At 61.5% G+C, this 25,743-nt stretch carries 30 protein-coding genes; 17 read left to right on the top strand and 13 right to left on the bottom strand.

Annotated elements, in window-relative coordinates; translation table 11 throughout:
* The first annotated feature begins 187 nt into the window (after nucleotides 1-187).
* Nucleotides 188-370: a HigA family addiction module antitoxin gene (locus PDR5_RS27935; RefSeq protein WP_064600353.1), complete on the top strand. Its 183-nt coding sequence runs from the start codon at nucleotides 188-190 to the stop codon at nucleotides 368-370.
* Between the two features lie 303 nt (nucleotides 371-673).
* Here PDR5_RS27935 and PDR5_RS27930 read toward each other — a convergent pair whose 3' ends face one another.
* Nucleotides 674-934, bottom strand: coding sequence for an accessory factor UbiK family protein (locus tag PDR5_RS27930; RefSeq protein ID WP_007920416.1), 261 nt, complete (start codon nucleotides 932-934; stop codon nucleotides 674-676).
* 398 nt (nucleotides 935-1,332) lie between these two features.
* On the opposite strand from PDR5_RS27930, the gene glnK reads away from it, so the two are divergent.
* The 4 genes from glnK to sutA all read left to right on the top strand — a co-directional run bounded on the left by glnK (nucleotide 1,333) and on the right by sutA (nucleotide 4,116).
* Entirely contained in the window at nucleotides 1,333-1,671 is a 339-nt protein-coding gene (gene glnK, locus PDR5_RS27925) for a P-II family nitrogen regulator (protein WP_002555808.1), read from the top strand.
* A gap of 37 nt (nucleotides 1,672-1,708) precedes the next feature.
* A complete protein-coding gene (locus tag PDR5_RS27920; protein ID WP_007951904.1) occupies nucleotides 1,709-3,046 on the top strand; it encodes an ammonium transporter in 1,338 nt (445 codons plus the stop codon).
* 215 nt (nucleotides 3,047-3,261) lie between these two features.
* Nucleotides 3,262-3,687, top strand: coding sequence for a secondary thiamine-phosphate synthase enzyme YjbQ (locus tag PDR5_RS27915; RefSeq protein WP_064600351.1), 426 nt, complete (start codon nucleotides 3,262-3,264; stop codon nucleotides 3,685-3,687).
* Between the two features lie 102 nt (nucleotides 3,688-3,789).
* A complete protein-coding gene (gene sutA / locus PDR5_RS27910) occupies nucleotides 3,790-4,116 on the top strand; it encodes a transcriptional regulator SutA (protein ID WP_007964546.1) in 327 nt (108 codons plus the stop codon).
* Between the two features lie 65 nt (nucleotides 4,117-4,181).
* Here the strand turns inward: sutA and PDR5_RS27905 are convergent, their stop codons facing one another.
* From PDR5_RS27905 to lptM, 6 genes are read right to left on the bottom strand one after another with little or no spacing between them, the layout of a single operon-like run.
* Nucleotides 4,182-4,886 (bottom strand): HAD family hydrolase, encoded by a 705-nt coding sequence (locus tag PDR5_RS27905; RefSeq protein ID WP_064600349.1) that lies wholly within the window; start codon nucleotides 4,884-4,886, stop codon nucleotides 4,182-4,184.
* Nucleotides 4,883-5,782, bottom strand: a complete 900-nt coding sequence (gene xerC / locus PDR5_RS27900; protein ID WP_007951897.1) for a tyrosine recombinase XerC — start codon at nucleotides 5,780-5,782, stop codon at nucleotides 4,883-4,885. The genes PDR5_RS27905 and xerC overlap by 4 nt, the downstream gene beginning before the upstream one ends.
* 2 nt (nucleotides 5,783-5,784) lie before the next feature.
* Complete coding sequence (locus PDR5_RS27895; RefSeq protein WP_007951894.1) at nucleotides 5,785-6,510, bottom strand: DUF484 family protein; 726 nt, start codon at nucleotides 6,508-6,510, stop codon at nucleotides 5,785-5,787.
* A 13-nt stretch (nucleotides 6,511-6,523) separates the two neighbouring features.
* Nucleotides 6,524-7,354 (bottom strand): diaminopimelate epimerase, encoded by an 831-nt coding sequence (gene dapF / locus PDR5_RS27890; RefSeq protein WP_064600347.1) that lies wholly within the window; start codon nucleotides 7,352-7,354, stop codon nucleotides 6,524-6,526.
* Between the two features lie 4 nt (nucleotides 7,355-7,358).
* Nucleotides 7,359-8,606 carry a diaminopimelate decarboxylase gene (lysA, locus tag PDR5_RS27885; RefSeq protein WP_064600345.1) on the bottom strand — a complete coding sequence of 416 codons (1,248 nt, stop codon included), beginning with the start codon at nucleotides 8,604-8,606 and terminating at the stop codon, nucleotides 7,359-7,361.
* A 9-nt stretch (nucleotides 8,607-8,615) separates the two neighbouring features.
* The gene (gene lptM / locus PDR5_RS29555) at nucleotides 8,616-8,789 is read right to left on the bottom strand and encodes an LPS translocon maturation chaperone LptM (protein ID WP_082934452.1); all 174 of its coding nucleotides are present in this window, start codon (nucleotides 8,787-8,789) and stop codon (nucleotides 8,616-8,618) included.
* A gap of 319 nt (nucleotides 8,790-9,108) precedes the next feature.
* Here lptM and cyaY point away from each other — a divergent pair, with 319 nt between their 5' ends.
* The 3 genes from cyaY (at nucleotide 9,109) to rnk (ending at nucleotide 10,209) form a co-directional block, all read left to right on the top strand.
* Nucleotides 9,109-9,441: an iron donor protein CyaY gene (gene cyaY, locus PDR5_RS27880; RefSeq protein WP_007951887.1), complete on the top strand. Its 333-nt coding sequence runs from the start codon at nucleotides 9,109-9,111 to the stop codon at nucleotides 9,439-9,441.
* A gap of 4 nt (nucleotides 9,442-9,445) precedes the next feature.
* The gene (locus PDR5_RS27875; RefSeq protein WP_064600343.1) at nucleotides 9,446-9,670 is read left to right on the top strand and encodes a DUF1289 domain-containing protein; all 225 of its coding nucleotides are present in this window, start codon (nucleotides 9,446-9,448) and stop codon (nucleotides 9,668-9,670) included.
* Nucleotides 9,671-9,798: 128 nt separating this feature from the next.
* Complete coding sequence (gene rnk, locus PDR5_RS27870; RefSeq protein WP_064379882.1) at nucleotides 9,799-10,209, top strand: nucleoside diphosphate kinase regulator; 411 nt, start codon at nucleotides 9,799-9,801, stop codon at nucleotides 10,207-10,209.
* Nucleotides 10,210-10,215: 6 nt separating this feature from the next.
* On the opposite strand, the gene PDR5_RS27865 is transcribed toward rnk, so the two are convergent.
* The 3 genes from PDR5_RS27865 to PDR5_RS27855 form a co-directional block, all read right to left on the bottom strand.
* Nucleotides 10,216-13,059 (bottom strand): class I adenylate cyclase, encoded by a 2,844-nt coding sequence (locus PDR5_RS27865; RefSeq protein WP_064600341.1) that lies wholly within the window; start codon nucleotides 13,057-13,059, stop codon nucleotides 10,216-10,218.
* A gap of 194 nt (nucleotides 13,060-13,253) precedes the next feature.
* Nucleotides 13,254-13,499 (bottom strand): TIGR02647 family protein, encoded by a 246-nt coding sequence (locus tag PDR5_RS27860; RefSeq protein WP_007951883.1) that lies wholly within the window; start codon nucleotides 13,497-13,499, stop codon nucleotides 13,254-13,256.
* A gap of 191 nt (nucleotides 13,500-13,690) precedes the next feature.
* A complete protein-coding gene (locus tag PDR5_RS27855) occupies nucleotides 13,691-13,975 on the bottom strand; it encodes a hypothetical protein (protein ID WP_007951881.1) in 285 nt (94 codons plus the stop codon).
* A gap of 123 nt (nucleotides 13,976-14,098) precedes the next feature.
* Here PDR5_RS27855 and PDR5_RS27850 point away from each other — a divergent pair, with 123 nt between their 5' ends.
* Nucleotides 14,099-14,758, top strand: a complete 660-nt coding sequence (locus PDR5_RS27850) for a glutathione S-transferase family protein (RefSeq protein ID WP_064600340.1) — start codon at nucleotides 14,099-14,101, stop codon at nucleotides 14,756-14,758.
* A 127-nt stretch (nucleotides 14,759-14,885) separates the two neighbouring features.
* Here the strand turns inward: PDR5_RS27850 and argH are convergent, their stop codons facing one another.
* Nucleotides 14,886-16,280, bottom strand: a complete 1,395-nt coding sequence (gene argH / locus PDR5_RS27845) for an argininosuccinate lyase (RefSeq protein ID WP_064600337.1) — start codon at nucleotides 16,278-16,280, stop codon at nucleotides 14,886-14,888.
* A 473-nt stretch (nucleotides 16,281-16,753) separates the two neighbouring features.
* Here argH and PDR5_RS27840 point away from each other — a divergent pair, with 473 nt between their 5' ends.
* The 7 genes from PDR5_RS27840 (at nucleotide 16,754) to PDR5_RS27810 (ending at nucleotide 23,155) form a co-directional block, all read left to right on the top strand.
* Entirely contained in the window at nucleotides 16,754-17,500 is a 747-nt protein-coding gene (locus tag PDR5_RS27840; protein ID WP_039765284.1) for a LytR/AlgR family response regulator transcription factor, read from the top strand.
* Nucleotides 17,501-17,638: 138 nt separating this feature from the next.
* Nucleotides 17,639-18,580, top strand: a complete 942-nt coding sequence (gene hemC, locus PDR5_RS27835; RefSeq protein ID WP_064600334.1) for a hydroxymethylbilane synthase — start codon at nucleotides 17,639-17,641, stop codon at nucleotides 18,578-18,580.
* The gene (locus tag PDR5_RS27830; protein WP_064600332.1) at nucleotides 18,577-19,344 is read left to right on the top strand and encodes a uroporphyrinogen-III synthase; all 768 of its coding nucleotides are present in this window, start codon (nucleotides 18,577-18,579) and stop codon (nucleotides 19,342-19,344) included. The genes hemC and PDR5_RS27830 overlap by 4 nt, the downstream gene beginning before the upstream one ends.
* A 16-nt stretch (nucleotides 19,345-19,360) precedes the next feature.
* Nucleotides 19,361-20,503 (top strand): uroporphyrinogen-III C-methyltransferase, encoded by a 1,143-nt coding sequence (locus tag PDR5_RS27825; RefSeq protein ID WP_064600330.1) that lies wholly within the window; start codon nucleotides 19,361-19,363, stop codon nucleotides 20,501-20,503.
* Nucleotides 20,500-21,738: a heme biosynthesis protein HemY gene (locus tag PDR5_RS27820; RefSeq protein WP_064600328.1), complete on the top strand. Its 1,239-nt coding sequence runs from the start codon at nucleotides 20,500-20,502 to the stop codon at nucleotides 21,736-21,738. Before PDR5_RS27825 ends, PDR5_RS27820 begins: the two co-directional genes overlap by 4 nt.
* Before the next feature lie 221 nt (nucleotides 21,739-21,959).
* Nucleotides 21,960-22,511, top strand: a complete 552-nt coding sequence (locus tag PDR5_RS27815) for a disulfide bond formation protein B (protein ID WP_064600326.1) — start codon at nucleotides 21,960-21,962, stop codon at nucleotides 22,509-22,511.
* Between the two features lie 185 nt (nucleotides 22,512-22,696).
* Nucleotides 22,697-23,155: an Rsd/AlgQ family anti-sigma factor gene (locus tag PDR5_RS27810; protein ID WP_007951863.1), complete on the top strand. Its 459-nt coding sequence runs from the start codon at nucleotides 22,697-22,699 to the stop codon at nucleotides 23,153-23,155.
* A 60-nt stretch (nucleotides 23,156-23,215) separates the two neighbouring features.
* Here the strand turns inward: PDR5_RS27810 and PDR5_RS27805 are convergent, their stop codons facing one another.
* Entirely contained in the window at nucleotides 23,216-23,881 is a 666-nt protein-coding gene (locus PDR5_RS27805; RefSeq protein WP_064600324.1) for an FKBP-type peptidyl-prolyl cis-trans isomerase, read from the bottom strand.
* 192 nt (nucleotides 23,882-24,073) lie between these two features.
* Between PDR5_RS27805 and PDR5_RS27800 the strand changes: the two genes are divergently transcribed.
* A complete protein-coding gene (locus PDR5_RS27800; protein ID WP_064600322.1) occupies nucleotides 24,074-25,258 on the top strand; it encodes an AlgP family protein in 1,185 nt (394 codons plus the stop codon).
* Here the strand turns inward: PDR5_RS27800 and PDR5_RS27795 are convergent.
* Nucleotides 25,255-25,716 carry a TIGR02444 family protein gene (locus PDR5_RS27795; protein WP_064600320.1) on the bottom strand — a complete coding sequence of 154 codons (462 nt, stop codon included), beginning with the start codon at nucleotides 25,714-25,716 and terminating at the stop codon, nucleotides 25,255-25,257. The two genes, PDR5_RS27800 and PDR5_RS27795, sit on opposite strands and share 4 nt — an antisense overlap.
* Nucleotides 25,717-25,743: the final 27 nt, after the last annotated feature.

Genomic DNA, 25,743 nt, shown 5'->3' with positions numbered 1-25,743 from the left:
TTGAATCGGGGGCCGCTTCCTGCGGGTTTTTGAAGGGTAGTTGAGCGGGGCTCTAGCGTTTGAGTAGAGGTTTACAAGACGTATCAGAAAGCGGTTGTGCGGGTCTATGCATTCATCTTCTGCCTGCTAACAGACCACTTGGCTCAAGCTCAGGTCCGCACGTAACGGCAACTGGGAGCCGTTGGGCATGACTGTCATGGACTTGGCCATGCCCACAAACTGGCCTGAAACCGAGATCGAGAAGCTTGTGAAATGCCAGCTCAGGATCTGCGCCGATCTGGCAATCAGGCTGGCCATTCACCTCAACACCACGCCTGAGTTCTGGATGAATCTTCAGTCGACTTACGATTTGCGAAAAGCTGGAGTTTAGAGAGGAGCTTCCGTCCGTGATCAAGTGGAGTGGCTGGCGCATTGCGCTTGATCTGAATTCAAGGTCGTACGGCGGGGAGCTGAACAGTTGCTGTGACTACTCCTCAGAAAACCGATTGTTGCAGCTATCTCGAGGCGAAAAAAAACCGCCTTGAGGAGACGGTTTTCAGTTGCAGGCTTCGGTGAGGCCAAGGCCTGCGCATCCTTAGTGGACACACTCGCGTATCCCGAGGTTGTGCATGTTTGATCGCTGGCGCAAGCATCAACGAAATTCCGCCAGCCAGTGGCAGGCTGGGATGAAGACTCACTCAGCCGGCGGCGTCAGCTTCGCTTCCATCTCAGCCACCTTCGCCTCAAGGCTCTCGAGCCGGGCGCGAGTGCGCGCCAGCACCACCATCTGACTGTCAAACTCTTCACGGCTCACCAGGTCGAGTTTGCTGAAGGCACTTTGCAGCAGCATCTTGAACTGGCTTTCGATTTCGGCTTTTGGCAAGGGCGTGTCGCCGCTGAACAGGCGGGAGGCGGTGCCGCTCAGGGCGTCGAGGAAGTCTTTGGGCGCGAGCATGGGATATGTCCTGGAAACAATGGCCGGCAGTGTATCACGCAGTGTCTATAGTCATTGGCGCAGGCACGGATGCACGCTTTTCGCGCAACGGGATGCACGGCCACGCACCGTTGTTGTGCGTATCCGGAGTGCCATTTGGGTGATGGCATCTGTGGCAGCGGCCAAGGGATTGAAATCAGTGGTTTTTGGCGAGATGGCAAGCTTTCTGCTTAGTCACCTTCGACCCATGCACTGATGCAGTCGCTGTGACGAATGCAGTGCGGCAGACGGAGCGGGGAGTTTCGTCTGGAGCGGTTAGCTGGCGTCGACAACGAAGCGTTACAAAGCCAGGCACTGCGCTTAGACTTGAGTCGGGTTTGTTTTCCTGGGGCAAGTCCACCAATTCGGGAGAGAGTTTCATGAAGCTAGTCACTGCCATCATCAAGCCGTTCAAGTTGGACGACGTGCGCGAGTCGCTGTCCGAAATCGGCGTGCAGGGCATTACCGTTACTGAAGTCAAAGGCTTCGGTCGGCAGAAGGGTCACACCGAGCTGTATCGCGGCGCGGAGTATGTGGTCGATTTTCTGCCCAAGGTGAAAATCGACGTTGCCATCGACGACAAGGATCTGGATCGGGTTATCGAGGCGATAACCAAGGCTGCCAACACCGGCAAGATCGGTGACGGCAAGATCTTCGTGGTCAATCTGGAACAGGCGATCCGCATCCGTACCGGCGAAACCGATACCGACGCGATCTAAACGCCGCCACAAACCCAACGCCCCAGGAGAAAACAATATGACTCTGCGTAAATTCGCAGGGCTAGGAGCCCTGTTGTCTATCGTAATGCCCGGCCTGGCCATGGCGGCAGACGAAGTGGCAGCCCCAGTCCTGAATTCCGGCGACACTGCCTGGATGCTCACCTCCACAGCCCTCGTGCTGTTCATGACCATTCCCGGCCTCGCGCTGTTCTACGGCGGCATGGTTCGGTCGAAAAACATTCTTTCCGTGATGATGCAGTGCTTCGCCATTACCGGTCTGATCAGCGTCCTGTGGGTCATTTATGGCTACAGCATCGCGTTCGACACCACCGGCATGGAGCAGGGCGTCGTCAACTTCAACTCGTTCGTGGGTGGTTTCGGCAAGGCGTTCCTGGCCGGTGTCACGCCAGCGAGCCTGACCGGCCCGGCGGCGCTGTTCCCCGAGGCGGTCTTCATCACCTTCCAGATGACCTTCGCGATCATCACTCCGGCGCTGATCGTCGGTGCGTTCGCCGAGCGGATGAAGTTCTCCGCGATGCTGATCTTCATGGGCATCTGGTTCACCCTGGTTTATGCACCGATCGCGCACATGGTCTGGTCCGGCAACGGCGGCCTGATGTGGGACTGGGGCGTGCTCGACTTCGCCGGCGGCACCGTGGTGCACATCAACGCCGGTGTGGCCGGTCTGATCGCCTGCCTGGTACTGGGTAAACGCAAAGGCTTCCCGACCACTCCGATGGCGCCACACAATCTGGGTTACACCCTGATGGGCGCGGCGATGCTGTGGGTCGGCTGGTTCGGCTTCAACGCCGGTTCCGCTGCGGCCGCCAACGGCACCGCCGGCATGGCGATGCTGGTCACTCAGATCGCTACCGCTGCTGCTGCATTGGGCTGGATGTTCGCCGAGTGGATCACCCACGGCAAACCAAGCGCACTGGGTATCGCATCCGGCGTCGTTGCAGGTCTGGTCGCGATCACTCCGGCCGCTGGCACTGTGGGCCCGATGGGCGCCCTGGTGATCGGTCTGGCAGCAGGCGTGGTGTGCTTCTTCTGCGCCACCACCCTGAAACGCAAACTCGGTTATGACGACTCCCTGGACGCCTTCGGCGTGCACGGTATCGGCGGTATCCTCGGCGCGATCCTGACCGGTGTGTTCGCTGCACCGTCGCTGGGTGGCTTCGGCACCGTCACCGACATCGCCGCACAAGTCTGGATTCAGTGCAAAGGCGTCGGCTTCACCGTGATCTACACCGCCATCGTCACTTTCATCATCCTCAAGGTGCTGGATGCCGTGATGGGTCTGCGTGTGACCGAGGAAGAAGAATCGGTCGGCCTGGATCTGGCACAACACAACGAGCGCGGCTACAACCTGTAAGCACGCGCCGCAAAAAACTTGCCCGGCTTGCCGGGCATTTTTTTATCTGGAATTTGTCTTCCCTGATACAGCTGAAAGGATTTTTCGTACTGCTTTGGTCGTGTTTACGACGAGTGTTTTTCTGCGGCCAAAGGCTTACATCATTGAAGGAATATTAGGGCCTTTGTTTTTTTCCAGAGCGCGCTAGAATGCGCCCCGAACGTGCGGAGAACTGTATGTGGCAACAGACTCTGATAACCCTGCGGGCACGGCCCCGGGGCTTTCATCTGGTGACGGACGAGTTGCTCGCCGGTCTGCCTGAACTCAAGGCATGCCGGGTCGGTCTGTTGCATTTGTGGCTGCAGCATACCTCGGCGTCGTTGACCATCAACGAGAACGCCGATCCGGCGGTACGTCGCGACTTCGAACGATTTTTCAATCGTCTGATCCCACAAGGAACAGACGGCTATGAGCATAACGACGAAGGCCTGGACGACCTCCCGGCGCACTTCAAGGCCAGCGTGCTGGGCTGTCAGATCAGTTTGCCGGTAACGGTGGGCCGACTGGCACTGGGCACCTGGCAAGGCGTTTACCTGGGCGAGCACCGTGATCATGGCGGTGCCCGTAAAGTCCTCGCCACCTTGCACGGTGAAGGGGCATAAACCGTTGGTCACCAATGGTTACCGATTTTTTTCCGGCGACTTTCGACAGTCGCCAAAGCTGGTCTATAACTAATCTGCTTTTCGCAAGTCATGAGGTAGAACATGAGCGACGATGATCTGGAAAACGACGACCTCGAAGTAGGCGACGAAGACGAGGCCGAGGAAGGTCTGGAAGCAGCAGCGGAAGACGTTGCTGACGACGATGGCGGTGACGATACGCCGGCCCCGGCTGCCAAAGGCAAGGCCAAGGCTGCGGTGTCGGTCGACGAGTTGCCGAGCATCGAAGCCAAGAACAAGGAGCGCGATGCCCTGGCCAAGGCCATGGAAGAGTTCCTTGCGCGCGGTGGCAAGGTTCAGGAAGTGGAGGCCAACGTGGTCGCCGATCCGCCCAAGAAGCCGGACAACAAGTACGGCAGCCGCCCTATCTGAGGCGTGGCGCTTGCTTGCTGAAAAAGCCCGCCGTCGCTGCGGGCTTTTTCATGGGCGAAAGAAAATCAGCCGCGGCTGTTCCAGCGGGCGAGCACCGCGGGCAGATCGTTCAGGCTGCGAATCTCGGCATCCGGCAGGCGCTCCGCTTCCCAGACCTTGCCGGCGGGGTTGAACCAGATCGCTCGCAGACCGGCCTGCTGCGCCCCGGCGATGTCGTCCCCCGGGTGATCGCCGATATGCACCGCCGCTTCGGCGCTCACGCCACCGCGCTGCAACGCTTCATGGAACAGGCGCGCATCCGGCTTGGCGATGCCGATGTCTTCGGCGCACAGCGCAAACTTGAAGTAGTCCGCCAGTCCGAGACGACGGACATCGGCGTTGCCGTTGGTGACCACCCCGAGAGCGTAGTGTTTGGCGAGGGTTTCCAGGATCGGCTCGACCTCCGGGAACACCTCGATCTGATGCCGCGCATGCAGAAACACTTCAAAACTCTTGTCTGCCAGATCCGACGCTTCGCTGTGGGCGTATCCGGCTTCCTCCAGCGCATGGAACAGCACCCGCCGGCGCAACGCGCTGATGCGGTGCTTGAGTCCCGGCTCGTTGGCCAGCACCCGTTCGCGGATCGACCACAGATGCTCCACCGGTACCGCGCCCAGATTCGGCGCATGCTCGCCCAGCCATTCGCGCAAAACCGCTTCGGCGCTGACGATCACCGGAGCGGTGTCCCACAGGGTGTCGTCGAGATCGAAGGTGATCAACTGGATGCTCATGAATCGTCGCCTTTCATGCGTTTGGCCCGTGGATGGGCGCTGTCGTAGACCGCCGCCAGGTGCTGGAAGTCCAGGTGGGTATAGATCTGGGTGGTCTTGATGTCCGAGTGGCCGAGCAATTCCTGCACCGCGCGCAGATCCTGAGAGGACTCGAGCAAATGGCTGGCGAAGGAGTGCCGCAGCATGTGCGGGTGCAGGTTCTGCCCCAGTTCGCGCTCGCCGGCCAGTTTGACCCGCACCTGAATCGCTCGCGGGCCAAGGCGTCGGCCTTGCTGGCTGACGAATACGGCGTCGTCTGCCGGATTGGTCAGAGCCCGCAGTGGCAGCCATTGTTCCAGCGCTTCCCGGGCCTTCTTGCCGACCGGCAACAGGCGCGTCTTGCTGCCCTTGCCGAGTACCTGAACCATGCCGTCGGCCAGATCGAGCTGATCAAGATTGAGCCCGGTCAGCTCCGACAGGCGCAGGCCGGAAGAGTAGAACAACTCCAGAATTGCCTGATCGCGCCGCGCGAGAAAATCGTCCTCGACCGCACCTTCAAGCAGTTGCAGGGCGCGGTCGGTGTCGAGGGTTTTCGGCAGCCGGCGCTCGCCTTTGGGCGGTGCCAGGCCGGTGGCCGGATCGTGGTCGCAGAGGCCTTCGCGATTCAGATAGTGATAGAGCCCGCGCACCGCCGAGAGCAGGCGAGCCAGACTGCGCGAGGACTGCCCCTGGGCATGCAGGCGGGCGATCAGGCTGCGCAGGCGCTGGATGTCCAGCGCCTGCCAGCTGCCGATGTTCTGTTTGTTGCACCAGCCGAGGACTTTGTCGAGGTCGCGGCGGTAGGCCGACAGCGTGTGTGGCGACACCTGCCGCTCACTGCGCAGGTGTTCGCAGTAAGCGTCCAGTTGTCGTTCCATGCTCAGCGTACCGAGCGCAGGGAGCTGTTGACCCGTGGCAGCACGCGACCCATGACTTCGGCGATGTAGCTGAGGAACAGCGTGCCGACCGAGCTCTTGTAGTGCTGCGGATCACGGCTGGCGATGGCCAGGATTCCGTGGATGCCCTGGTGGCTGACGGCGACCACGGCGGTGGAGCCGATCTGCTTGCGTTGCTCTTCGCCGAACAGGAAGTCGAGTTCGTGTTCACGCAGGCTGCCGCTGACGCTCTTGCCTTCGGTGAGCAGGCCGCCGATGGCGGTCTGCGCGTCGGCGTGGGTCACCCAGCGGCCGACCGGGGCCGGGTTGTCGCCGAGTAGAATCAGGCTGACAAAGGGCACCTGGAAATCCTGGCGCAGGCTGTCTTCGACGCTGATCACCACATCTTCCAGGGTGGCAGCGTCCATCAGGGCGAGGATCAGGCGACGGGTCTTGTCGAACAGGCGATCGTTGTCCCGGGCGACGTCCATCAAGTGCGAGAGGCGGTGACGCATCTCGATGTTGCGGTCGCGCAGGATGGCCATCTGGCGCTCGACCAGCGAAACGGTATCGCCGCGCTGATGGGGGATGCGCAGGGACGGCAGCAGTTCTTCATGCTCGACGAAAAAGTCCGGATGAGCCTCCAGGTACGCGGCAACCGCTGCCGCCTCCAGGCTCTCGGACGCTGATTCACCGGACTGTCGGGCGGGTACCTGAGGCTTATCGGTCATGGCTTCTGCTCACTCAAAGACGCACTTGTCCTTCGTATACGCGCACTGCCGGGCCGGTCATCAACACCGGTTGGCCGGGGCCTGCCCACTCAATGGACAGGCGCCCGCCCGGCAGGTCGATCAACAGTGGCGAATCCATCCACCCCTGACTGATCGCAGCTACAGCAGCAGCGCAGGCACCGGTGCCGCAGGCCTGGGTTTCCCCGGCGCCGCGTTCCCAGACGCGCAGTTGTGCGCGGTGGCGGTCGATGACCTGGAGAAAACCGACGTTGACTCGCGCCGGAAAGCGCGGATGGTGTTCGATTTTCGGCCCCAGTACATGCACCGGTGCAGTGTTGATATCGCTGACTCGCAGCACCGCATGGGGGTTGCCCATGGACACCGCCGCCAGATCGACCGGCGTACCGTCGACATCGACCTGATAACTCAGGGCCTGCTCCGGCGCCTGGAACGGAATGTCCGCTGGCACCAGGCGCGGGGCGCCCATGTTCACGCCGATCTGGCCGTCGTTACGCACGTCCAGTTCGATGATGCCGCCCTTGGTCTCGACGCGGATCTGCCGTTTGGCGGTCAGACGTTTGTCGAGCACGAAGCGGGCGAAGCAGCGCGCACCATTGCCGCACTGCTCCACTTCGGAACCGTCGGAGTTGAAGATCCGGTAACGGAAGTCCACATCCGGATTGCTCGGCGCTTCGACGATCAGCAACTGGTCGAAACCGATGCCGGTGTGCCGGTCGCCCCACATTTTTGCGTGCTTGGGCTGAATATGCGCGTGCTGGCTGACCAGGTCGAGGACCATGAAGTCGTTGCCCAGGCCGTGCATCTTGGTAAAACGCAGCAGCATGGGGTTACTCCGGCAGCAGGCTTTCGCCGGCAAACAGCTCGGCCACGGTTTCGCGGCGACGCACTTCAAAGGCCTGATCACCATCCACCAGCACTTCGGCGGCACGGCCGCGAGTGTTGTAGTTGGAGCTCATCACGAAACCGTAGGCACCGGCCGAATGCACGGCCAGCAGATCGCCTTCTTCCAGCGCCAGTTCGCGTTCCTTGGCGAGGAAGTCGCCGGTTTCGCAGATCGGGCCGACCACGTCGTACTTGCGTGCAGCGGTGTCGCGCGGTTTGACCGCGGTCACGTCCATCCAGGCCTGGTACAGCGCCGGGCGGATCAGGTCGTTCATGGCCGCGTCGACGATGGCGAAGTCTTTGTGCTCGGTGTGCTTGAGGTATTCGACCTGGGTCAGCAGCACGCCGGCGTTGGCGACGATGAAGCGGCCCGGTTCGAACACCAGCGCCAGATCACGGCCGACCAGGCGCTCGCGCACAGCCTTGATGTAATCGGCAGCCAATGGCGGCTCTTCGTCGCGATAACGCACACCCAGGCCGCCACCGAGATCGATGTGGCGCAGGTGGATGCCGCAATCGCCAAGGCGATCGACCAGATCCAGCAGGCGATCAAGGGCATCGAGGAACGGCGGCAGAGTGGTCAGTTGCGAACCGATGTGGCAGTCGACGCCGACCACTTCCAGGTTCGGCAGGTGCGCGGCACGCACGTACACGTCTTCGGCGTCGGCGATGGCGATGCCGAACTTGTTCTCTTTGAGACCGGTGGAAATGTACGGGTGGGTGCCGGCATCGACGTCCGGGTTCACGCGCAGCGAGATCGGCGCGCGAACGCCCAGCTCGGCGGCGACCACTTGCAGGCGCTCGAGCTCGTCGGTGGATTCGACGTTGAAGCAGTGCACGCCGACTTCCAGCGCACGGCGCATGTCGTCACGGGTCTTGCCGACGCCGGAGAACACGATCTTGTCCGGGCTGCCGCCGGCGGCCAGAACACGTTCCAGCTCGCCACGGGAGACAATGTCGAAACCGGCGCCGATACGGGCCAGGACATTCAGGACGCCGAGGTTGGAGTTGGCCTTGACCGCGAAGCACACCAGGTGCGGCATGCCGGCCAGCGCATCGGCATAGGCCAGGTACTGGGCCTCGATGTGGGCGCGGGAGTAGACGTAGGTCGGTGTGCCGAAGCGATCGGCGATGGCGGACAGCGCCACACCTTCCGCGAACAGCTCCCCGCCACGGTAGTTAAAAGCGTCCATGGCGATCCCTTAGTAAACGTCGTGCTTGTGTGCCTTGGAGGCAGGCTGCTTTTGCGAAGACTGGGCTTGCTCGGCCGGGTCCTGATCTTCATCGGGCAGGTACAGCGGGCCTTTTTGACCACAAGCCGAAACAAGGCAGGCAACCGCGACGAGCGCAGCAAGGGAAGAGATCAGGCGCTTCATGGCGAAATCCTTGAAAATGCGTTAATTGCGCCGGAGTATACCGGCCACCCGGCAGCTTGCCTATGCGACGGAACTCCCGTCCGGCGGGGCTTGCCCGCAGGCGGGTCGATCAAGTGCAATCCTTGTGGGAGCGAGCCTGCTCGCGATAGCGTCGGCACCTTCAACATCCGGGTGTCTGATCCACCGCAATCGCGAGCAGGCTCGCTCCCACAGGAGACAATGCAGGCAGGGTTGTTGGTCGTTATCCTTTGCAATCGGCCGGCGGCGTCCGTATCTTGCGGCGCTTGAGCCTGATCAGACATTTTTTGAGGTTGCCGCAATGAGTTTGTCCGAAGCCCGTTTCCACGATCTGGTCGATGAAACCCAGGAAAAACTGGAAGACATCTTCGACGACAGCGACCTGGACATCGACATGGAGAACTCGGCCGGTGTGCTGACCGTCAAGTTCGAGAACGGCACCCAGCTGATCTTCAGTCGTCAGGAACCGTTGCGTCAGCTGTGGCTGGCCGCCGTGTCTGGCGGTTTCCACTTCGACTACGACGAAGAAAGCGAACGCTGGATGTGCGACAAGAGCGAAGAACAGCTGGGCGAAATGCTCGAGCGCATCGTCAAGCAGCAGGCTGGCACCGAATTCGATTTCGAAGGCCTGTGATTTCGTGACTGATACTGCGCCCGTCCGTCCGCCGAAGCCGCTCTACAGCAACGTCAGCCCGGCCGTGCCTTCGCCGTGCACCGGCGTGTGCCGGCTGGATGAGCAGAAGGTCTGCCTCGGTTGCATGCGCCATGTCGAAGATATTCGCGAGTGGCGTTCGGCCGATGACGAGCGCCGTCGGGTGATTTGTGCGCAAGCGGCTCAGCGCCGGCAGCTCACCGGAGCGTAGCTTGTATATTTTTTGAGCTGTGGTAGTGTCCGGAAACGCCTCAACCCATCGAGGCCTGGTGAAAACCCCGTCTTTTTTGGCGGGGTTTTGCTTTTTTTGTGTGCAGAAGAAAGGAGTCTGCCCGGATCATGACCGCACCTTCCATCACCCTTACCCGTCTGGACGTGCAACGTCTGGAGCGCCTGATCGACAGCCTGGATGACACGCTGCCGGGCGTGATCGCGCTGCAAACCGAACTGGACCGCGCCGATACCCTGGTCGGTCACGATGAAGTGCCTGCCGATGTCGTGACGATGAATTCCCGTGTGCACTGCCGCGAAGAAAGCAGTGGCAAGGACTACCACCTCACCCTGGTCTATCCGAAGCACGCCAACGCCGACGAAGGCAAAATCTCGATCCTGGCCCCGGTCGGCAGTGCGCTGCTGGGCCTGAAGGTTGGTCAGCACATCGACTGGCCGGCTCCGGGTGGCAAGACCCTGAAACTGACCTTGCTCGAAGTCGAATCGCAGCCGGCCAACGGCGGTGATTTCCCGGAGTAACCCGCGTCAGACCTGCTCGAGCGCCTCGTTCAGAGAGCGTTCAAGGTCGGCCTTGTAACGCAGATACAGATTGCTTGAACTCTGCCCGTCACCGATCACACCCGACAGGTCCAGGTCGGTGATGTAGCAGCGGTAGCGCTCGGTTTCCCGACGCTGTCCGACGATCTCCCGGGCGACCACGCTGAAAAGCTGGTCGCCATGTTCCAGCTCGCTGAATTCCCGTTGATTGCAATACAGCGTGACCTGCACTTCGCCGGGTGCGGCTTTGCCGACGATCGCCTGCACGTCGTAGAACGGTTTGTTGACCGGCGTCTGCGGCGCCGGGCGCATTTCGACCCGTCGCGCGCGTCCCGGTCCTGATGGCAATAACTGGTAATACAAGATTTCAAGACTGGCGGAGTGGCCCGAGTCCATCGGCAGCAGCGCTTCGCGACGGAACTGGATCGACTGCAGGAACCGCTGCAATGGCACCAACAGGCTTTGCTCGTCGTGAAAGGGCAAGTGCTGTTGCCACAGCGCGTTGAACTCATCGAGCACGTACAGCTCGGCGGTTTGTTCGGTGATCCGGTAGAACACCTGAATGCATTCGGGCTGGCCCATCGGCAGGATCAACGCCAGGTCGTGGTCTTCCAGCGCCATCGGGTCCAGGTGCAGCGGGCTGTAGCGCGGCTGTTCCTCGCCCAGGTAATCGAGCAGCGCCGGCAGGGTGGCGAGGGCGACATGGCTGACCTGGCCCGGCACCAGTTCCAGCACGTGGTAATGCTGCTGCACCTGGATCAGGTAGCGGTGATTCAGGTCGCTGAGCAACAGGGTCTGCGCGGTGTCGATGATTTCTTCCACCCGGCGCGCGATGAATTGCGCGCGGTTGTGACAGAAGCAGCGCACTCGCAGCGAGGGTTGTTGCGCTCCGCGCGGCAGATTGTTGAGGTAATCGCGCAGGCAGTCCATCAGGGCATGCGGGCCATCGAAGCGGTTGACCAGCACTTCGTTCCAGCTGTTGAGCGTGACCTGATCCAAGGTCAACACCAGGTTCTCGCGCACACCGGCGTAGCTCAGCGAATCGGTACGCTCGGTGGTCATCAGGATGTTCAGGTCGCGGTGATGCTTGAGCGGATCGACCCCGACATTCACCAGCATCAAGACTTCGTTCGGTACGGCGGCGCGCAGCAGCGGTTCTTCGGCAACGGTCGGCAAGGGTAGGGGGATGCTCTGTTGCAGACTGCCGAGCAGGTTGAACAGCTCGAACTCGCTCATGTCGCTGGTGCCGGGGTGCAGGGCCAGTCGGGTGCTGCTGTCGATCACGCCGTTGCGGTGGCACCAAGTCAACAATTCCAGCAACTCGCGGCTGCGCTTGATCGGTGCGAAGTGTTCCCACTCCAGCGCTGTCAGGCTGCCGTTGTAAAGGCCCCACTGGGTCTGGCCCGGTTCCTTTTTGTTCGGCGATTGCACCAGAGTCAGCGTGTCTTCGGCCAGGTCCGGGGCGATCCCGGGATTGATGAACTCGACCTTGTCCGCCTTGCGCTCGAACGCCGCATACAGGCGCCGTCCGAGAACGTTGAGGTCGCGCTTGTTGATCAGGCTGACGGTCTGCTCTGCGCGGGCGAACTGGGTCAGGAAGCGATAGCTGTAATTGAGTTCGTTGACCAGCGCCCGGCGTTCGGCGCTGACTTGGCGGACTTTCCACTGACTGCGGCTGTCGAGCAGCGCCAGTTGCCGCTGATCCCAGTGCCATTCGCTGGCCAGTCTTTCCAGCAGTGAACGCTGCCAGCTCTGGGTGCGGCTGTTGCCGGTGAGCTTGCGGTTGACCTTGAGGTACAGCGCCCGTCGAACCAGCTCAAGGCGTTCCGGCTCATTGCGCGCAGTGAGGTATTCCTCGATCCGGCGGTAGACCACCATGTACGGATCCAGCTCGTCGAGATCCAGCCGGTTGGCGAACACCGCCTGCTTGAAGCGCAGGCTCAGGCACTGCACATGTGGATGCTCGCTGGCGTAGACCTCGGTCAGCAGCAGCTTGAGCACCGATTTGTAAGGTGACTCGATGCCCTTGAACAGTTGCCACAGCCCGGCGCCGACGAACTCGCCCGGTGGAATGTACGCCATCGGCCCCAGGTCGAGGGTTTCATCGTTGCGGATGAAGCGCTTGGAAATCAGGGTGTGGGTGTACGCGTCATAGGCGCGTTCTTCATAGACCGGCACCAGCCACCAGATCGGTGTGCGCCCGGCCAGCCAGATTGCGGTGCGGTAGAACTCGTCCAGCAGCAGGTAATGCTGGGTGGTGCCGCAATCTTCGGAGCTGAGTTGAGTATCGCGTTCGCCTTTGACGAAACGCACCGGGTCGATCAGGAAGAAGTGCGCTTCGGCCCCCTGGCTGGCAGCCCAGGTTTCGAGCAACTGGCATTTCTTGCGCAGCTCGGCGAGTTCACCGTCGTTCAGGTCGGGGGCGTGGCAGACCCACACGTCCATGTCGCTCTGGTCGGCCTGGGCCAGGGTGCCGAGGCTGCCCATCAGGAACAGGCCGTGAATCGGCCGTGGCGGGTTGCTGCCGTGACGCGGTTTGTAGGAGAACGAGCGGGTCAGGCGCTGGGCTTCGGCGAGCGCCTCGGCGTCAGGCTCGTAATTCGACAGCCCGGTTGGCGTGCTGCCCGAGACATAACCCGGCAGCAGCGGATGATTAACGTGAAAAAACAGCGGCAGCAGCGTCAGCACACTTTGCTGGCGCGTCGACAGTCCTTCCCGCGCCCGGTTCAGGCGGCCTTCATTGAGTTTCAGAAAGCGTGCACGTAGCTGGCTGAGTACCTTGCGGTCGATGCCTTCGTCGAGGTCGGGGCGGATTTCATGGGTGCGGGTCATGTCGGCTCAAACCGGCGCGCAGGGCTCGGAGGCAAGGGGTCTCGGGTGTCCGGGAGTTTAGCGCCTGAGCGGCAGGAGTTTTAAGCTGAATTTGTTTTTTGACGTCAGATTTCTATCGCGCGGTGATGGACGACGTTCATGGCTGGCCCGCGGAAATCCCGTGACAGGGGTTTCCGTGGGCAAAGTCGGGAGGATCAGGCGGTTTGCTGCTCTTTGAGAATCGTCAGTACGGTTTGCACGTTTTGTGCGGCATCGCGACCGAGGCTGGTCAGGTAACCGCCATCAGGCTGGTCTGTCAGTTCTTTTTCGAACAGGCGTTGTGCGGCGGCAATGTGCTTCGGGGCAGCGGTCTGATGAATTTTCAGACCTTCCTGGGAACTGTCCAGGTTGAAGAGTGCGAGGACTTCCAGTTCGGCAACCAACTCAGGGGTAAGCGACATAAGGACTCCAGACTTTCTAGGAATTGGACGACAGCGCCCCTAAGGTGAACCTGCCGGCGTGGCCTGTCCAGTGCGCGTGTCAGGGTTTTTGTCCCGGGGTGGATTCCAGTGTAGTCAGGGAGCGGCAGAAGACCGCGCAGATGGGTGACAAATTGTGTGGGAGCAGGCGGGCTCCCACAGGGCGGGGCCGTTTACTGCTTTTCCGGTGGCAGCTCGGGCAGTGCGCGCAGCGCGGTTTCGTACCACTCGGTATCGAACGCGCGGTCTTCGTCGAGCATCGCGTCGATTTCACAGGCCAGCACGTGGGCCATCAGATTCAGGATGTCATCGCGTTCGTAACCGACCAGCGTCAGCTTGTTGAAGGTTGCCTTGGCCGCTGGCGGGTTGTCGCTTTCGATCTGGTTCTCGATCGCTTCGATCAGTGTCGATTCGGTGAACTCTTCTTCATCATTGTCGATGTCAGTCGGCTCGCTCATGGCAGGCTCCTCAAGGAAAGGCGCCAGTTTACCCGCATTCAGCGGCGTGATGCTGCTGGCACGAATACCCGGGGCGATCTATAAACAGGCACTGCCCACCCCGCACGGCCTGGAGGCTATGTGATGTTCAAGCTCTATGGATTCTCCGTCAGCAACTACTACAACATGGTCAAGCTGGCGCTGCTGGAAAAAGACCTGCCGTTCGAAGAGGTCACGTTCTACCCGACGCCAACGCCGGAGTCCCTGGCCATCAGCCCGCGCGGCAAGGTGCCGGTGCTGGGGGCCGAAGGTGGCTACATCAATGAAACGATGGTGATGCTCGAATACCTCGAAAGCACCCAGAAGGGTGCTCCACTGCTGCCGGCCGAGCCGTTTGCCCGTGCTCAGGTGCTGGCAGTGGCCAAGGAGATCGAGCTGTATATCGAACTGCCGGCCCGTGCCTGCTATGGCGAGGCGTTTTTTGGCATGGCACTCCCGGAGGCGATCAAGGAGAAAACCAAGGCTGAATTGCTGCTGGGTTTTGCGGCGCTGGCACGTCACGGCAAGTTCGCTCCGTATGTGGCGGGCGACAGCCTGACTATTGCGGATTTGTACTTCCTCTACAGCGTGCCGTTGGCAGTTGCGGTGGGGCACAAGCTGTTCGGTCTGGATTTGCTGGCGCAGATGCCGAAGGCCAAGGCACTGCTGGAGCGGCTTGAGCAGAATCCGCACGTGCAGAAGATTGCGGCGGACAAGGATGCGGCGATGCCGGCGTTTTTGGCGATGATCGCAGCGAAGAAGTAATTTTTTGGAGTTTTCGAGATAGCTTTCGCGAGCAAGCCCGCTCCCACACTTGATCTCGATTGGACACCTGTTCGGTGTTCGCAGCAGATCAAATGTGGGAGCGGGCTTGCTCGCGAAGCTTTGACTTTTAGCGGCTGGCGATCAGCGCCTGACCGCGAACCACGGCAGCCTTGACCTGCGCCGGCGCAGTGCCACCGATGTGGTCACGGGCATTTACCGAACCTTCCAGGGTCAGCACGGCAAACACGTCCTGCTCGATCTGGTCGCTGAACTGGCGCAGTTCTTCCAGGCTCATTTCCGCCAGATCCTTGCCGGTGTCGACGCCGTACTTCACGGCGTGGCCGACGATTTCGTGGCAGTCACGGAACGGCAGGCCACGGCGAACCAGGTAGTCGGCCAGATCGGTAGCGGTGGAGAAACCGCGCAGCGCCGCTTCGCGCATGATCGCGTGTTTCGGTTTGATCGCCGGGATCATGTCGGCAAAGGCACGCAGCGAGTCGCGCAGGGTGTCGGCGGCGTCGAACAGCGGTTCCTTGTCTTCCTGGTTGTCCTTGTTGTAGGCCAGCGGCTGGCCTTTCATCAGGGTCAACAGGCCCATCAGGGCGCCGAATACCCGACCGGTCTTGCCACGTACCAGCTCCGGAACATCCGGGTTTTTCTTTTGCGGCATGATCGAGCTGCCGGTGCAGAACCGGTCCGGCAGATCGATGAACTGGAACTGCGCGCTGGTCCACAGCACCAGCTCTTCGGAGAAGCGCGACATGTGCATCATCGCGATGCTCGCGGCCGAGCAGAATTCGATGGCGAAGTCGCGGTCGGACACGTTGTCCAGCGAGTTGCCGCCGACGGCGTCGAAGCCCAGCAGTTGCGCAGTGTATTCGCGGTCGATCGGGTAAGTGGTGCCGGCCAGTGCGGCGCTGCCCAGCGGCATGCGGTTGGTGCGCTTGCGGCAGTCGACCAGACGCTCGTAGTCGCGGCTGAGCATTTCGAACCAGGCCAGCATGTGGTGCCCGAAGGTCACCGGCTGAGCGGTCTGCAGGTGAGTAAAGCCCGGCATGATGCTGGCGGCTTCACGCTCGGCCTGCTCCAGCAGGCCTTTTTGCAGGCGGGTGATCTCGGCCAGGATCAGGTCAATTTCGTCACGCAGCCACAGGCGGATGTCGGTGGCGACCTGGTCGTTGCGGCTGCGGCCGGTGTGCAGCTTCTTGCCGGTGACGCCGATGCGGTCGGTCAGGCGTGCCTCGATGTTCATGTGCACGTCTTCGAGGTCGACGCGCCAGTCGAACTGGCCGGCCTCGATTTCGCCCTGGATGGTCTTCAGGCCATCGATGATGCTGTCGCGCTCGGCATCCGTCAGCACACCGACCTTGGCCAGCATGGTGGCGTGGGCGATCGAGCCCATGATGTCGTGGCGATACAGGCGCTGGTCGAAAGTGACGGAGGCGGTGAAGCGGGCGACGAAGGCGTCGACGGGTTCACTGAAGCGGCCGCCCCAGGACTGATTGGTCTTGTCAGTGCTCATGAATTCGCTCGTATCGGCTTGAAGAAAGAAGGCGTGAAACGCTGGCGCGGATAATAACAGGGTTGCCAATCCTGTCGCTGACACTGGTCGATACGTTTTTTTCTCATTCGCTCCGCCATAGTTGTCGGCGTCCCCGGGGGATTTGCGCAAGGATATTTTTCGATTGAGCAATATCCGCCCGACGAGCGTCTACAGTAGGACATAGGGGTCGGGTGACCACGGATCGGGCAAAGATCCGGCCACCGACTATAAGAAGAGAGAGGGGTGGGTGTATTGGCCATTGGCATACCCTGCGTAAAACGCAGTCGGCGACGGGCGTCGGGCGGTACGTTGCAGGTGTCGGCAAATATTGCCGGCCGACGTACGGCACTTTTTGGCGCTCGCGCTAGTCTTAGCGTGGATCGCGGTGACGGACGTCACTCCACTTGTCTACGCTATCCTTGTGCGAGACTCACGCAGGAATCCAGCGCAATATGAATGTCCTGATCGTTGATGACGAACCACTGGCCCGCGAGCGACTCAGCCGAATGGTGAGCGAGCTCGAGGGCTACACAATCCTGGAGCCCAGCGCCACCAATGGCGAAGAGGCGTTGGCACTGATCGACAGCCACAAGCCGGATATCGTACTGCTCGATATCCGCATGCCGGGCCTCGATGGCCTGCAGGTGGCTGCCCGTCTGTGCGAACGCGAAACCCCGCCGGCCGTGGTGTTTTGCGCAGGTCCCGATGAATTTGCCGTGGAAGCCCTGCAGGCCAGCGCCGTGGGCTATGTGGTGAAACCCGTGCGAACCGAACATCTGCATGACGCCCTGAAACGGGCTGAACGTCCCAACCGGGCCCAACTCTCGGCCCTGACCCGTCCTGCCGCCGAAAGCGGTAACGGCCCGCGCAGCCACATCAGCGCCCGGACCCGCAAAGGCATCGAACTGATCCCGCTGGATCAGGTGGTGTACTTCATTGCCGACCACAAATACGTGACCTTGCGCCACGAAGCTGGCGAAGTCCTTCTGGATGAGCCGCTCAAGGCGCTGGAAGACGAATTCGGCGAGCGCTTCGTGCGGATCCACCGCAATGCGCTGGTCGCCCGCGACCGCATCGAGCGACTGCAACGCACACCGCTGGGCCACTTCCAGTTGTTCCTCAAGGGCCTCAACGGTGACGCGCTGATTGTCAGCCGTCGACATGTGGCGGGTGTGCGCAAAATGATGCAGGGGCTTTAGTCCGCAGGCTCCGGGCGGTTCTTTGTTCATTTCACCAGGCATTGCAGGCCAGGGAGGCCACGCCGTATCTGATTCAGGTCAAAGTGGATTTGGCTGAGCTGTTATTATCCGCCGTATCTATTCAGTACGGATTGATCCATGTCCTCTCGCGAAATCCGCATCGCCACCCGCAAAAGTGCTCTGGCCCTCTGGCAGGCCGAATACGTCAAAGCCCGTCTTGAAGCATCCCACCCGGGCCTGCTGGTGACGCTGGTGCCCATGGTCAGTCGCGGCGACAAGCTGCTTGATTCGCCCCTGTCGAAAATCGGTGGCAAGGGCCTGTTCGTCAAGGAACTGGAAACCGCGCTGCTGGAAAACGAAGCCGACATCGCCGTGCATTCGATGAAAGACGTGCCGATGGATTTCCCCGAAGGACTCGGTCTGTTCTGCATCTGCGAGCGCGAAGATCCCCGTGACGCGTTTGTCTCCAACACTTATTCCAGCCTCGATGCATTACCCGCCGGTAGCATCGTCGGCACTTCCAGCCTGCGGCGTCAGGCGCAGTTGCTGACACGCCGTCCGGATCTCGAGATCCGTTTCCTGCGTGGCAACGTCAACACCCGTCTGGCCAAGCTCGACGCCGGCGAATACGACGCGATCATCCTCGCGGCAGCGGGCCTGATCCGCCTCGGTTTCGAAGATCGCATCACCTCGGCCATCAGCGTCGATGACAGCCTGCCGGCCGGTGGCCAGGGCGCCGTCGGTATCGAATGCCGCAGCGCCGACACCGAAATCCATGCCTTGCTCGCGCCCCTGCATCACGCCGACACCGCTGACCGTGTCACCGCCGAGCGTGCCCTCAACAAACATCTGAATGGCGGCTGCCAGGTGCCGATTGCCTGCTACGCCGTGCTCGAAGGCGATCAGTTGTGGCTGCGCGGTCTGGTGGGCGATCCGAGTGGCGGCAAGCTGCTCAGCGCGCAAGCCCGTGCGCCGCGTGCGGCAGCCGAGACCCTGGGTGTGCAGGTGGCCGAAGACCTGCTGAGCCAGGGCGCCGACGATATTCTCAAGGCAGTCTACGGCGAGGCAGGTCACGAGTGACCGCTTGGCGCCTGCTGCTGACGCGCCCGGCGGAAGACTGCTCGGCGCTCGCCGCCGTGCTGGCCGAACAAGGGTTTTTCAGCAGCTGTCTGCCGCTTTTGGAAATCGCCCCACTGCCGGTCTCTGACACAATGCGTCGCACGATCACGCAACTGCCGCGTTACAGCGCAGTGATCGTGGTCAGCAAGCCAGCGGCGCGGATCGCGGTGGATCTGCTCGACTCTTTGGGCCTGGCGACTCCTACGATGCCGTGGTTCAGTGTGGGTGCAGCGACCGCCGCTATCCTTCGGGATCGGGGGCTGGATGTGAGCTTCCCGGACGCGGGTGACGACAGCGAGGCCTTGCTGCAATTGCCGCGTCTGCTTGAGGCGGTGGCCGTGCCCGGTTCGCAGGTATTGATCCTGCGCGGGGAGGGCGGACGCGAGCTGCTGGCCGAGCGCCTGCGCGCGCTTGGTGCTAGTGTCGAATACTTGGAGGTGTACCGTCGCGACCTGCCGGACTATCCGCCGCAGGAGCTGCCCCGCAGGATTGCAGCGGAACGCCTGAACGGGCTGGTGGTCAGCAGTGGACAGGGTTTCGAGCACCTGCGCCAACTGGCCGGCGACAGCTGGCCTGCACTTGCGCGGCTGCCGTTGTTTGTTCCAAGCCCAAGGGTTGCCGAGCAGGCCAGTGCCGCCGGGGCCCGAACAGTTGTGGATTGTCGCGGCGCCAGTGCCGCGGCCTTGCTGACGGCGTTACGGGAGCATCCCGTGCCCGTTCTCTAATGCAAAGGATGGATACGTGAGCGAAACAGCCTTGCCTAAAGATGACGTTCAACCTGTGATCGATGCACCGGTTGATGCACCGCCACCGGCCGCGGAACCGCGCCGAGGCAACGGATTGGCCATTCTCGCGCTGCTGCTCGGCGCTGCCGGTGTTGCGGTGGGTGGCTGGGGTGTCTGGCAGGTGCGACACCTGCAGGCCAACACGCAAAATCAATTGAGTCAGGTTCAGGCATTGAGCGATCAGGCACAGACCCTGAAGCTCAACGAGCAACGACTGACCGAGCGCCTCGGGCAACTGCCCGGTGCCGATGAACTTGCCGATCGCCAGCGTCTGGTGTCGCAACTTCAGGGCGATCAGCAACGCCTCAACCAGCGTCTGGAAACGGTCCTCGGCGCCAGCCGCAAGGACTGGCGGCTGGCCGAGGCCGAGCACTTGCTGCGTCTGGCCAGCCTGCGTCTTTCCGCCCTGCAAGACATCAGCAGCGCTCAGGCGCTGGTCCAGGGTGCCGATGAAATCCTGCGCGAGCAGAATGATCCCGGTTCGTTCGCCGCCCGCGAGCAAGTGGCGAAAACCCTGGTGGCGCTGCGCAGTACCGAGCAGCCGGATCGCACCGGGCTGTTCCTGCGCCTGGGCGCCTTGCGCGATCAGGTCGTCGGCCTCACCGAGCTGGCGCCGGAATACAAGGATCGCGGTGATTCACTGCTTGGCCTGACTTCCGATGGCGACGGCGCCAGTCGCTGGGCGCAGTGGTGGGATCAGATCTCGCGCTACATCCGCATCGATTTCAACGCCGACAAAAACGTCCGGCCGCTGCTTGCTGGCCAGAGCCTGAGCCAGGTGCGTCTGGCCCTGAGCCTTACGCTCGAACAGGCGCAATGGGCTGCGCTCAACGGTCAGGCGCCGGTGTACACCCAGGCCCTGGCCGAAGCGCGTGACGTCCTCACGGGCAACTTCAATCCGGACAACCCGCAGAGCAAAATCATGCTCGAGCAGGTCGCGGAATTGAGCAAGCAACCGGTTACCGTCAACACGCCGGATCTCGCTGGAACCTTAAGTGCGGTGCAGGCCTACCTGGAGCGCCGCAACGTCAACGCCGAAGACTCGGTGAAACCCTTCGCCAAACCGGCTGCCAGCACCGCGCAGGAGGCGACACCATGAAGCGCCTGTATGTGATCGTGTTTCTGGTGATCGCGGCGACGGCGGCGCTGGGCCTGGCGATTGCCGAGCATTCCGGTTACGTGCTGGTCGCCTACAAAAGCTTTCGTTATGAATCGAGCCTGTGGGCGACCCTGGCGGTGGTGGCGGTGCTGTGGCTGCTGGTCTGGGGCATCAAGGCGCTGGTCGAGCTGGTACTGACCTCAGGCGGAGTGGTCAATCCGTGGTCGCGTCGTAACCGCAGCCGTCGTGTGCAGGTGGCGATCGAGCATGGTCAGCTCGACCTGGCCGAAGGACGCTGGGCCAGCGCCCAGCGTCATCTTTACCGGGCCGCCGAAGCCGAGCGTCAACCGTTGCTGTATTACCTGGGCGCCGCCCGCGCCGCCAACGAACAAGGTCATTACGAGGAAAGCGATCGCCTGCTGGAGCGTGCCCTCGAGCGTCAGCCGCAGGCCGAGCTGGCGATCGCCCTCAGCCATGCGCAGTTGCAGACCGATCGTGGCGATACCGATGGGGCGCTGGTCACTTTGCAGGCGATGCATGAACGCCATCCGCACAACGTCCAGACCCTGCGCCAGTTGCAGCGCCTGCATCAGCAGCGCGGTGACTGGTCGTCCGTGATTAGGCTGTTGCCGGAGCTGCGCAAGGACAAAGTCCTGCCACCGTCCGAACTGACCGAACTCGAACGTCGCGCCTGGGGGGAAAACCTGTCCCTCGCGGCCCAGCGTGAAGAGGATGGCGCCGTCGGTTTACAGTCGCTCAACCGCGCCTGGCAGCAGCTGACTTCTGCCCAGCGCCAGGAGCCGGCGCTGGTGCTGGCCTACGCCGAGCAGCTGCGCCAGCTGGGTGCTCAGGTCGAAGCGGAAGAAGTGCTGCGCACGGCGCTCAAGCGCAAGTACGACAGCCATCTGGCGCGCCTTTACGGTCTGGTGCGCGGCAGTGATCCGGCGCGTCAGTTGCAGACAGCCGAAGGCTGGCTCAAGGATCATCCGGGCGATGCCAGCCTGTTGCTGACGCTGGGGCGCCTGTGCCTGCAAGCCAGTCTGTGGGGCAAGGCGCGGGACTACCTGGAAAGCAGTCTGCGAGTGCAGCGCAATCCGGAAGCGTGCGCCGAGTTGGCGCGGCTGCTGGCCCGGCTCGGTGACACCGAACGCAGCAATCTGCTGTTCCAGGAAGGGCTCGGTATGCTGGATGAGCGCCTGCTGGCTGCACCATTGCCGGTAGCCGCTCGAGCATGATCAGAAAGGGGGAGCGTTGCTCCTCCATTTCTTTCCCGGTGACTGAATTGTTACCGGTAAATCCCCTCCCGAGCAAAATCCTACAGTGGGCTACACCGAATCCTTCGGTGCCTGTCGGGATTTCCCTACACTTCTGATGAAGTGTCGCCAGTGACCTGCCTTGAAAGCCCGAGGCGCTTTCCTCTACCGTAACTGCCTGTCTTTATTGTTACGGATAAGCCATGTCGTTGGCCTGCTCACGCTCCCTGTTCTTTATGGCTTTCACTGCGGGGATTCTGGCCCTGGGAGCTTCTTATTACCTCGAATACGCGGTCGGTCTGGTGCCCTGCAGCCTGTGTCTGGTCCAGCGTCTGTTCATGTGTGTGCTCACCATTTTTTGTGGTGTGGCGGCGGTCCATGGGCCGCAGCGTGTCGGTCTGTCGCTGTACTGGATGATGGCGTTGCTGACCAGTCTTGGCGGGATGACGGCGGCCTGGCGACAGGTGCTGTTGCAAAGTGATTCCCTGCAAAGGCTGGCGCATTGCGGGCCAGGGCCGGAGGAAATGTTCAGCAGCCTGCCGTGGTTATGCGCACTGATGCGTATGTTCAACGACACTGCCGATTGCACGGAGTTGTCCTGGACACTGTTCGATTTGAGCATTCCGGAGTGGAGCCTGCTGTTCTTCGTGGGGATGTCGATCCTTGCCGCTTACCAGTTGCTGCGACAGGTCTGGATGGCTTTACAGCGACCACTTAGCGGCCAACCGTCGCACCCGGCGCTGGTCAGGGATTAAACACTTGTATGAACTTTCTCTCCTGCGTACCTTGAAGCCATAGGCGTGCGGGCATAATCTGGCCCGCACGTGTCATTGGAATTGTGTTGCTCGATGACGCTCTGCCTGGCCGCCTCTCAAAGCAATAGCCACAAGAAGGGGCGCGGGTGTAGGGCAGCATGACCCACAAGGGAAGAGAGATCACCATGCTCGAAAGTTGTCAGAATGCTCAGGAACGTTGGGGTGGAGTTCATCTGCTGATCGACCGCTGGCTGCAGGAGCGTGAAGAATTGATCGCTGCCTATGACAAGCTGGGCGCCAAACCTCAGGCGCTGTCCGAGGATCGAAAGCCTTTGCAGGAATTCTGCGGTGTGCTGGTCGATTACGTCTCGGCCGGGCACTTCGAGATCTACGAACAGCTGACGGGCGAGGCCAAGGCCTTCAACGACAAACGTGGCCTGGAACTGGCCGAGACGATCTATCCGCGGATCGATGTCATCACCGAAAAACTGCTCGCGTTCAACGACCTTTGCGATGAAGGCAAATGCGTTGCGGAGAAATTCAAGGAGCTGGGCGGCCTGCTCCACGAGCGCTTCGAACTGGAAGACTGCCTGATCGAAGTGCTGCATACCGCACACAAGGAAGAGGATTCGGTTCAGGCCTGAACCGAACCTCGCAAGACACAGAAACGGTGCGCCACAAACGCACCGTTTTTTATTGGGCGATCAACTGGTCGCGCCGCGCAATTCCACTTCGAACACGAGTGGTGTGAATGGCGCGATCAAGTCGCCGGCACCGTCGGCGCCGTACGCTTGATCCGATGGAATCACCAGACGCCACTTCGCGCCGACCGGCATGTTCTGCAGCGCGGTGCGCCAGCCGGCGATCACGCTGTCGAGATTGAACCACTGCGGCTGGCTGTTCTGATCGAACACGGTGCCATCCGGCAGTCGGCCGATGTACAGCACCTGCACTTTTCCATCCGGGCCGGCCTTCGTGCCATTCCCCGGCGCAAGCTCGGTAAGCAGGATGCCGTCGGCCAGCTCCTTCACACCCGGTTTGGCTTTTTCGGTGGTGAGAAAGCGTCGCTCGTTTTCCATCGCGGCTTCAGTCGAAGGCATCGCCGCCTGCTCGGCCGTCTGCGATTCGTGATCGGCGAGGATCTGCTCGATGCGAGCCTCGCTCAGTGCCAGCGGCTTGCCTTGATAGGCTTGTTGCAGGCCTTCGATCAACGCCTGGATCTGCAGCTGCGGCACTTCCTGACGCAGTCGTTCGCCGAGGCTGGCACCGAGGCTGTAAGCCAGATCGTGGGCGTCATTCGCCGTCGTTTTTTCGTCGGCCTGAGCCACGGAAAAAATCATGCAGAGGGATAAAAAAAAGTAGCGCGACATGGGCACTCTCCATCCTGAATTGCGGTGGATTATGCCAGCGCGAACGTCTGCAACGGTGAACTGCTTTTGCCAATGCGCAGAAGTTTTTTGCAAGCCTGCAACCGAGTGCTTTCGATACTGTCAACATGCCCTAGCGGCGGTAGCAGCAGAGGTCTAGTATGAGCCGCACTCACGTCAGCCAGGAGGTAAACCATGTCGGCCACCAAGAAGCCTGTAAACACTCCGTTGCATTTACTCCAACAACTCTCGGGCAGCCTGCTCGAGCATCTGGAAAACGCTTGCTCCCAAGCCTTGGCTGATGCTGAAAAACTGCTCGCCAAACTGGAAAAGCAACGCGGCAAGGCGCAAGAAAAGTTGCACAAATCCCGCACCAAACTGCAGGACGCAGCAGCAGCCGGTAAAGCCAAGGCGCAGACCAAGGCCAAGGCTGCCGTGAAGGAACTCGAAGACCTGCTCGATGCGCTGAAGGAACGTCAGTCCGACACCCGCAGCTACATTCTGCAACTCAAGCGCGATGCCCAGGAAAGCCTGAAGCTGGCCCAGGGTGTCGGTCGTGTTCAAGAAGCCGTCGGCAAGGCGCTGTCCCTGCGTTCGGCTAAACCTGCAGCGGTACCTGCGAAAAAAGCAGCCGCCAAACCTGCTGCAAAAGCACCGGCCAAGGCTCCTGCAAAAGCCCCTGCAAAAGCGCCAGTGAAAGCCGCTGCAAAACCAGCCGCGAAGAAACCCGCAGCCGCCAGCGCTGCCAAACCTGCGGCCAAAACTACAGCAGCCAAACCAGCTGCCGCCAAGTCAGCTGCTGCAAAACCAGCCGCCAAACCTGCGGCGAGAACTGCTGCTGCGAAAGCGGCTCCAGCGAGAACTGCCGCTGCGAAACCTGCTGCCAAAGCAGCCGCCAAGCCGACAGCAAAACCAGCCGTTAAAGCCGCCGCTAAACCAGCTGCCAAAACAGCTGCTGCCAAGCCTGCGGCGAAAACCGCTGCCAAACCGGTTGCTGCCAAACCTGCGGCCAAAGCGGCAGCGAAACCAGCGGCCAAGCCTGCGGTAAAAGCTGCGGCCAAACCCGCTGCAAAACCAGCGGCCAAACCGGCTGTCGCCGCCAAGCCTGCAACGACCGCCGCCAAGCCAGCGACCGCTGCTAAACCGGCCGCCAAGCCAGCAGCGAAACCTGCGGTGAAAAAACCTGCCGCTGCCAAGCCTGCTGCCGCGAAACCCGCTGCAGCAAAACCGACCGCTGCTCCTGCTGCCAAACCTGCCGCACCGGCAACTCCGGCTGCGACCGCTGCACCTGCACCCGCCGCCACTACCTCGACCACCGCAACCACGCCATCGTCGGCGCCGGTGTCGAGCGTCGCCAGCAACCCGTCCAGCGCTTCCTAAGCGCCGGTCGCCGCGACGCGCAGCACTTGCAGCGCGTCGCGGTTCAGGTTGGCCGCAGGGCCGGCCAGCACTTCCAGCCAGTCACTCGATTCCTTCGAATTCCGCTTCCAGCCTTGTGCGGCGCCTTCAAGTCGTGACAGCAGCGCACGCTCCGCCTCCAGCTCCAATCCCTTGATCTGCTCGCGCATCCCCTTGAGCACCGGATCGGTGTCGGCCAGGGTTTTCCACTGCATGCGCAATACGCGCAATGGCTGTACCACTTCCCGGTCCCAAGGCTCTGTCAGTTCAAGAAGTTGCCGGGCTCGCACCTCGTTGCAGGTGGCATCGCGTTGTTCCAGCCATAAACCGCACAGCATCAGGCACACGTTGGCCCCCGCCGATTGCAGGCGCAGGCAGGCATCCTCCACGCCGGGACGGGCGTAGACGGCAAGGGCAAAGCTCCACAGGTCAGAGGACATCGTGCTACTCGCGCCAGTTGCGGGGGA

Source organism: Pseudomonas sp. DR 5-09, assembly GCF_001655595.1.
Lineage (GTDB): Bacteria > Pseudomonadota > Gammaproteobacteria > Pseudomonadales > Pseudomonadaceae > Aquipseudomonas > Aquipseudomonas pharyngis.
This window is presented reverse-complemented; position numbering and strand designations above follow the sequence as displayed.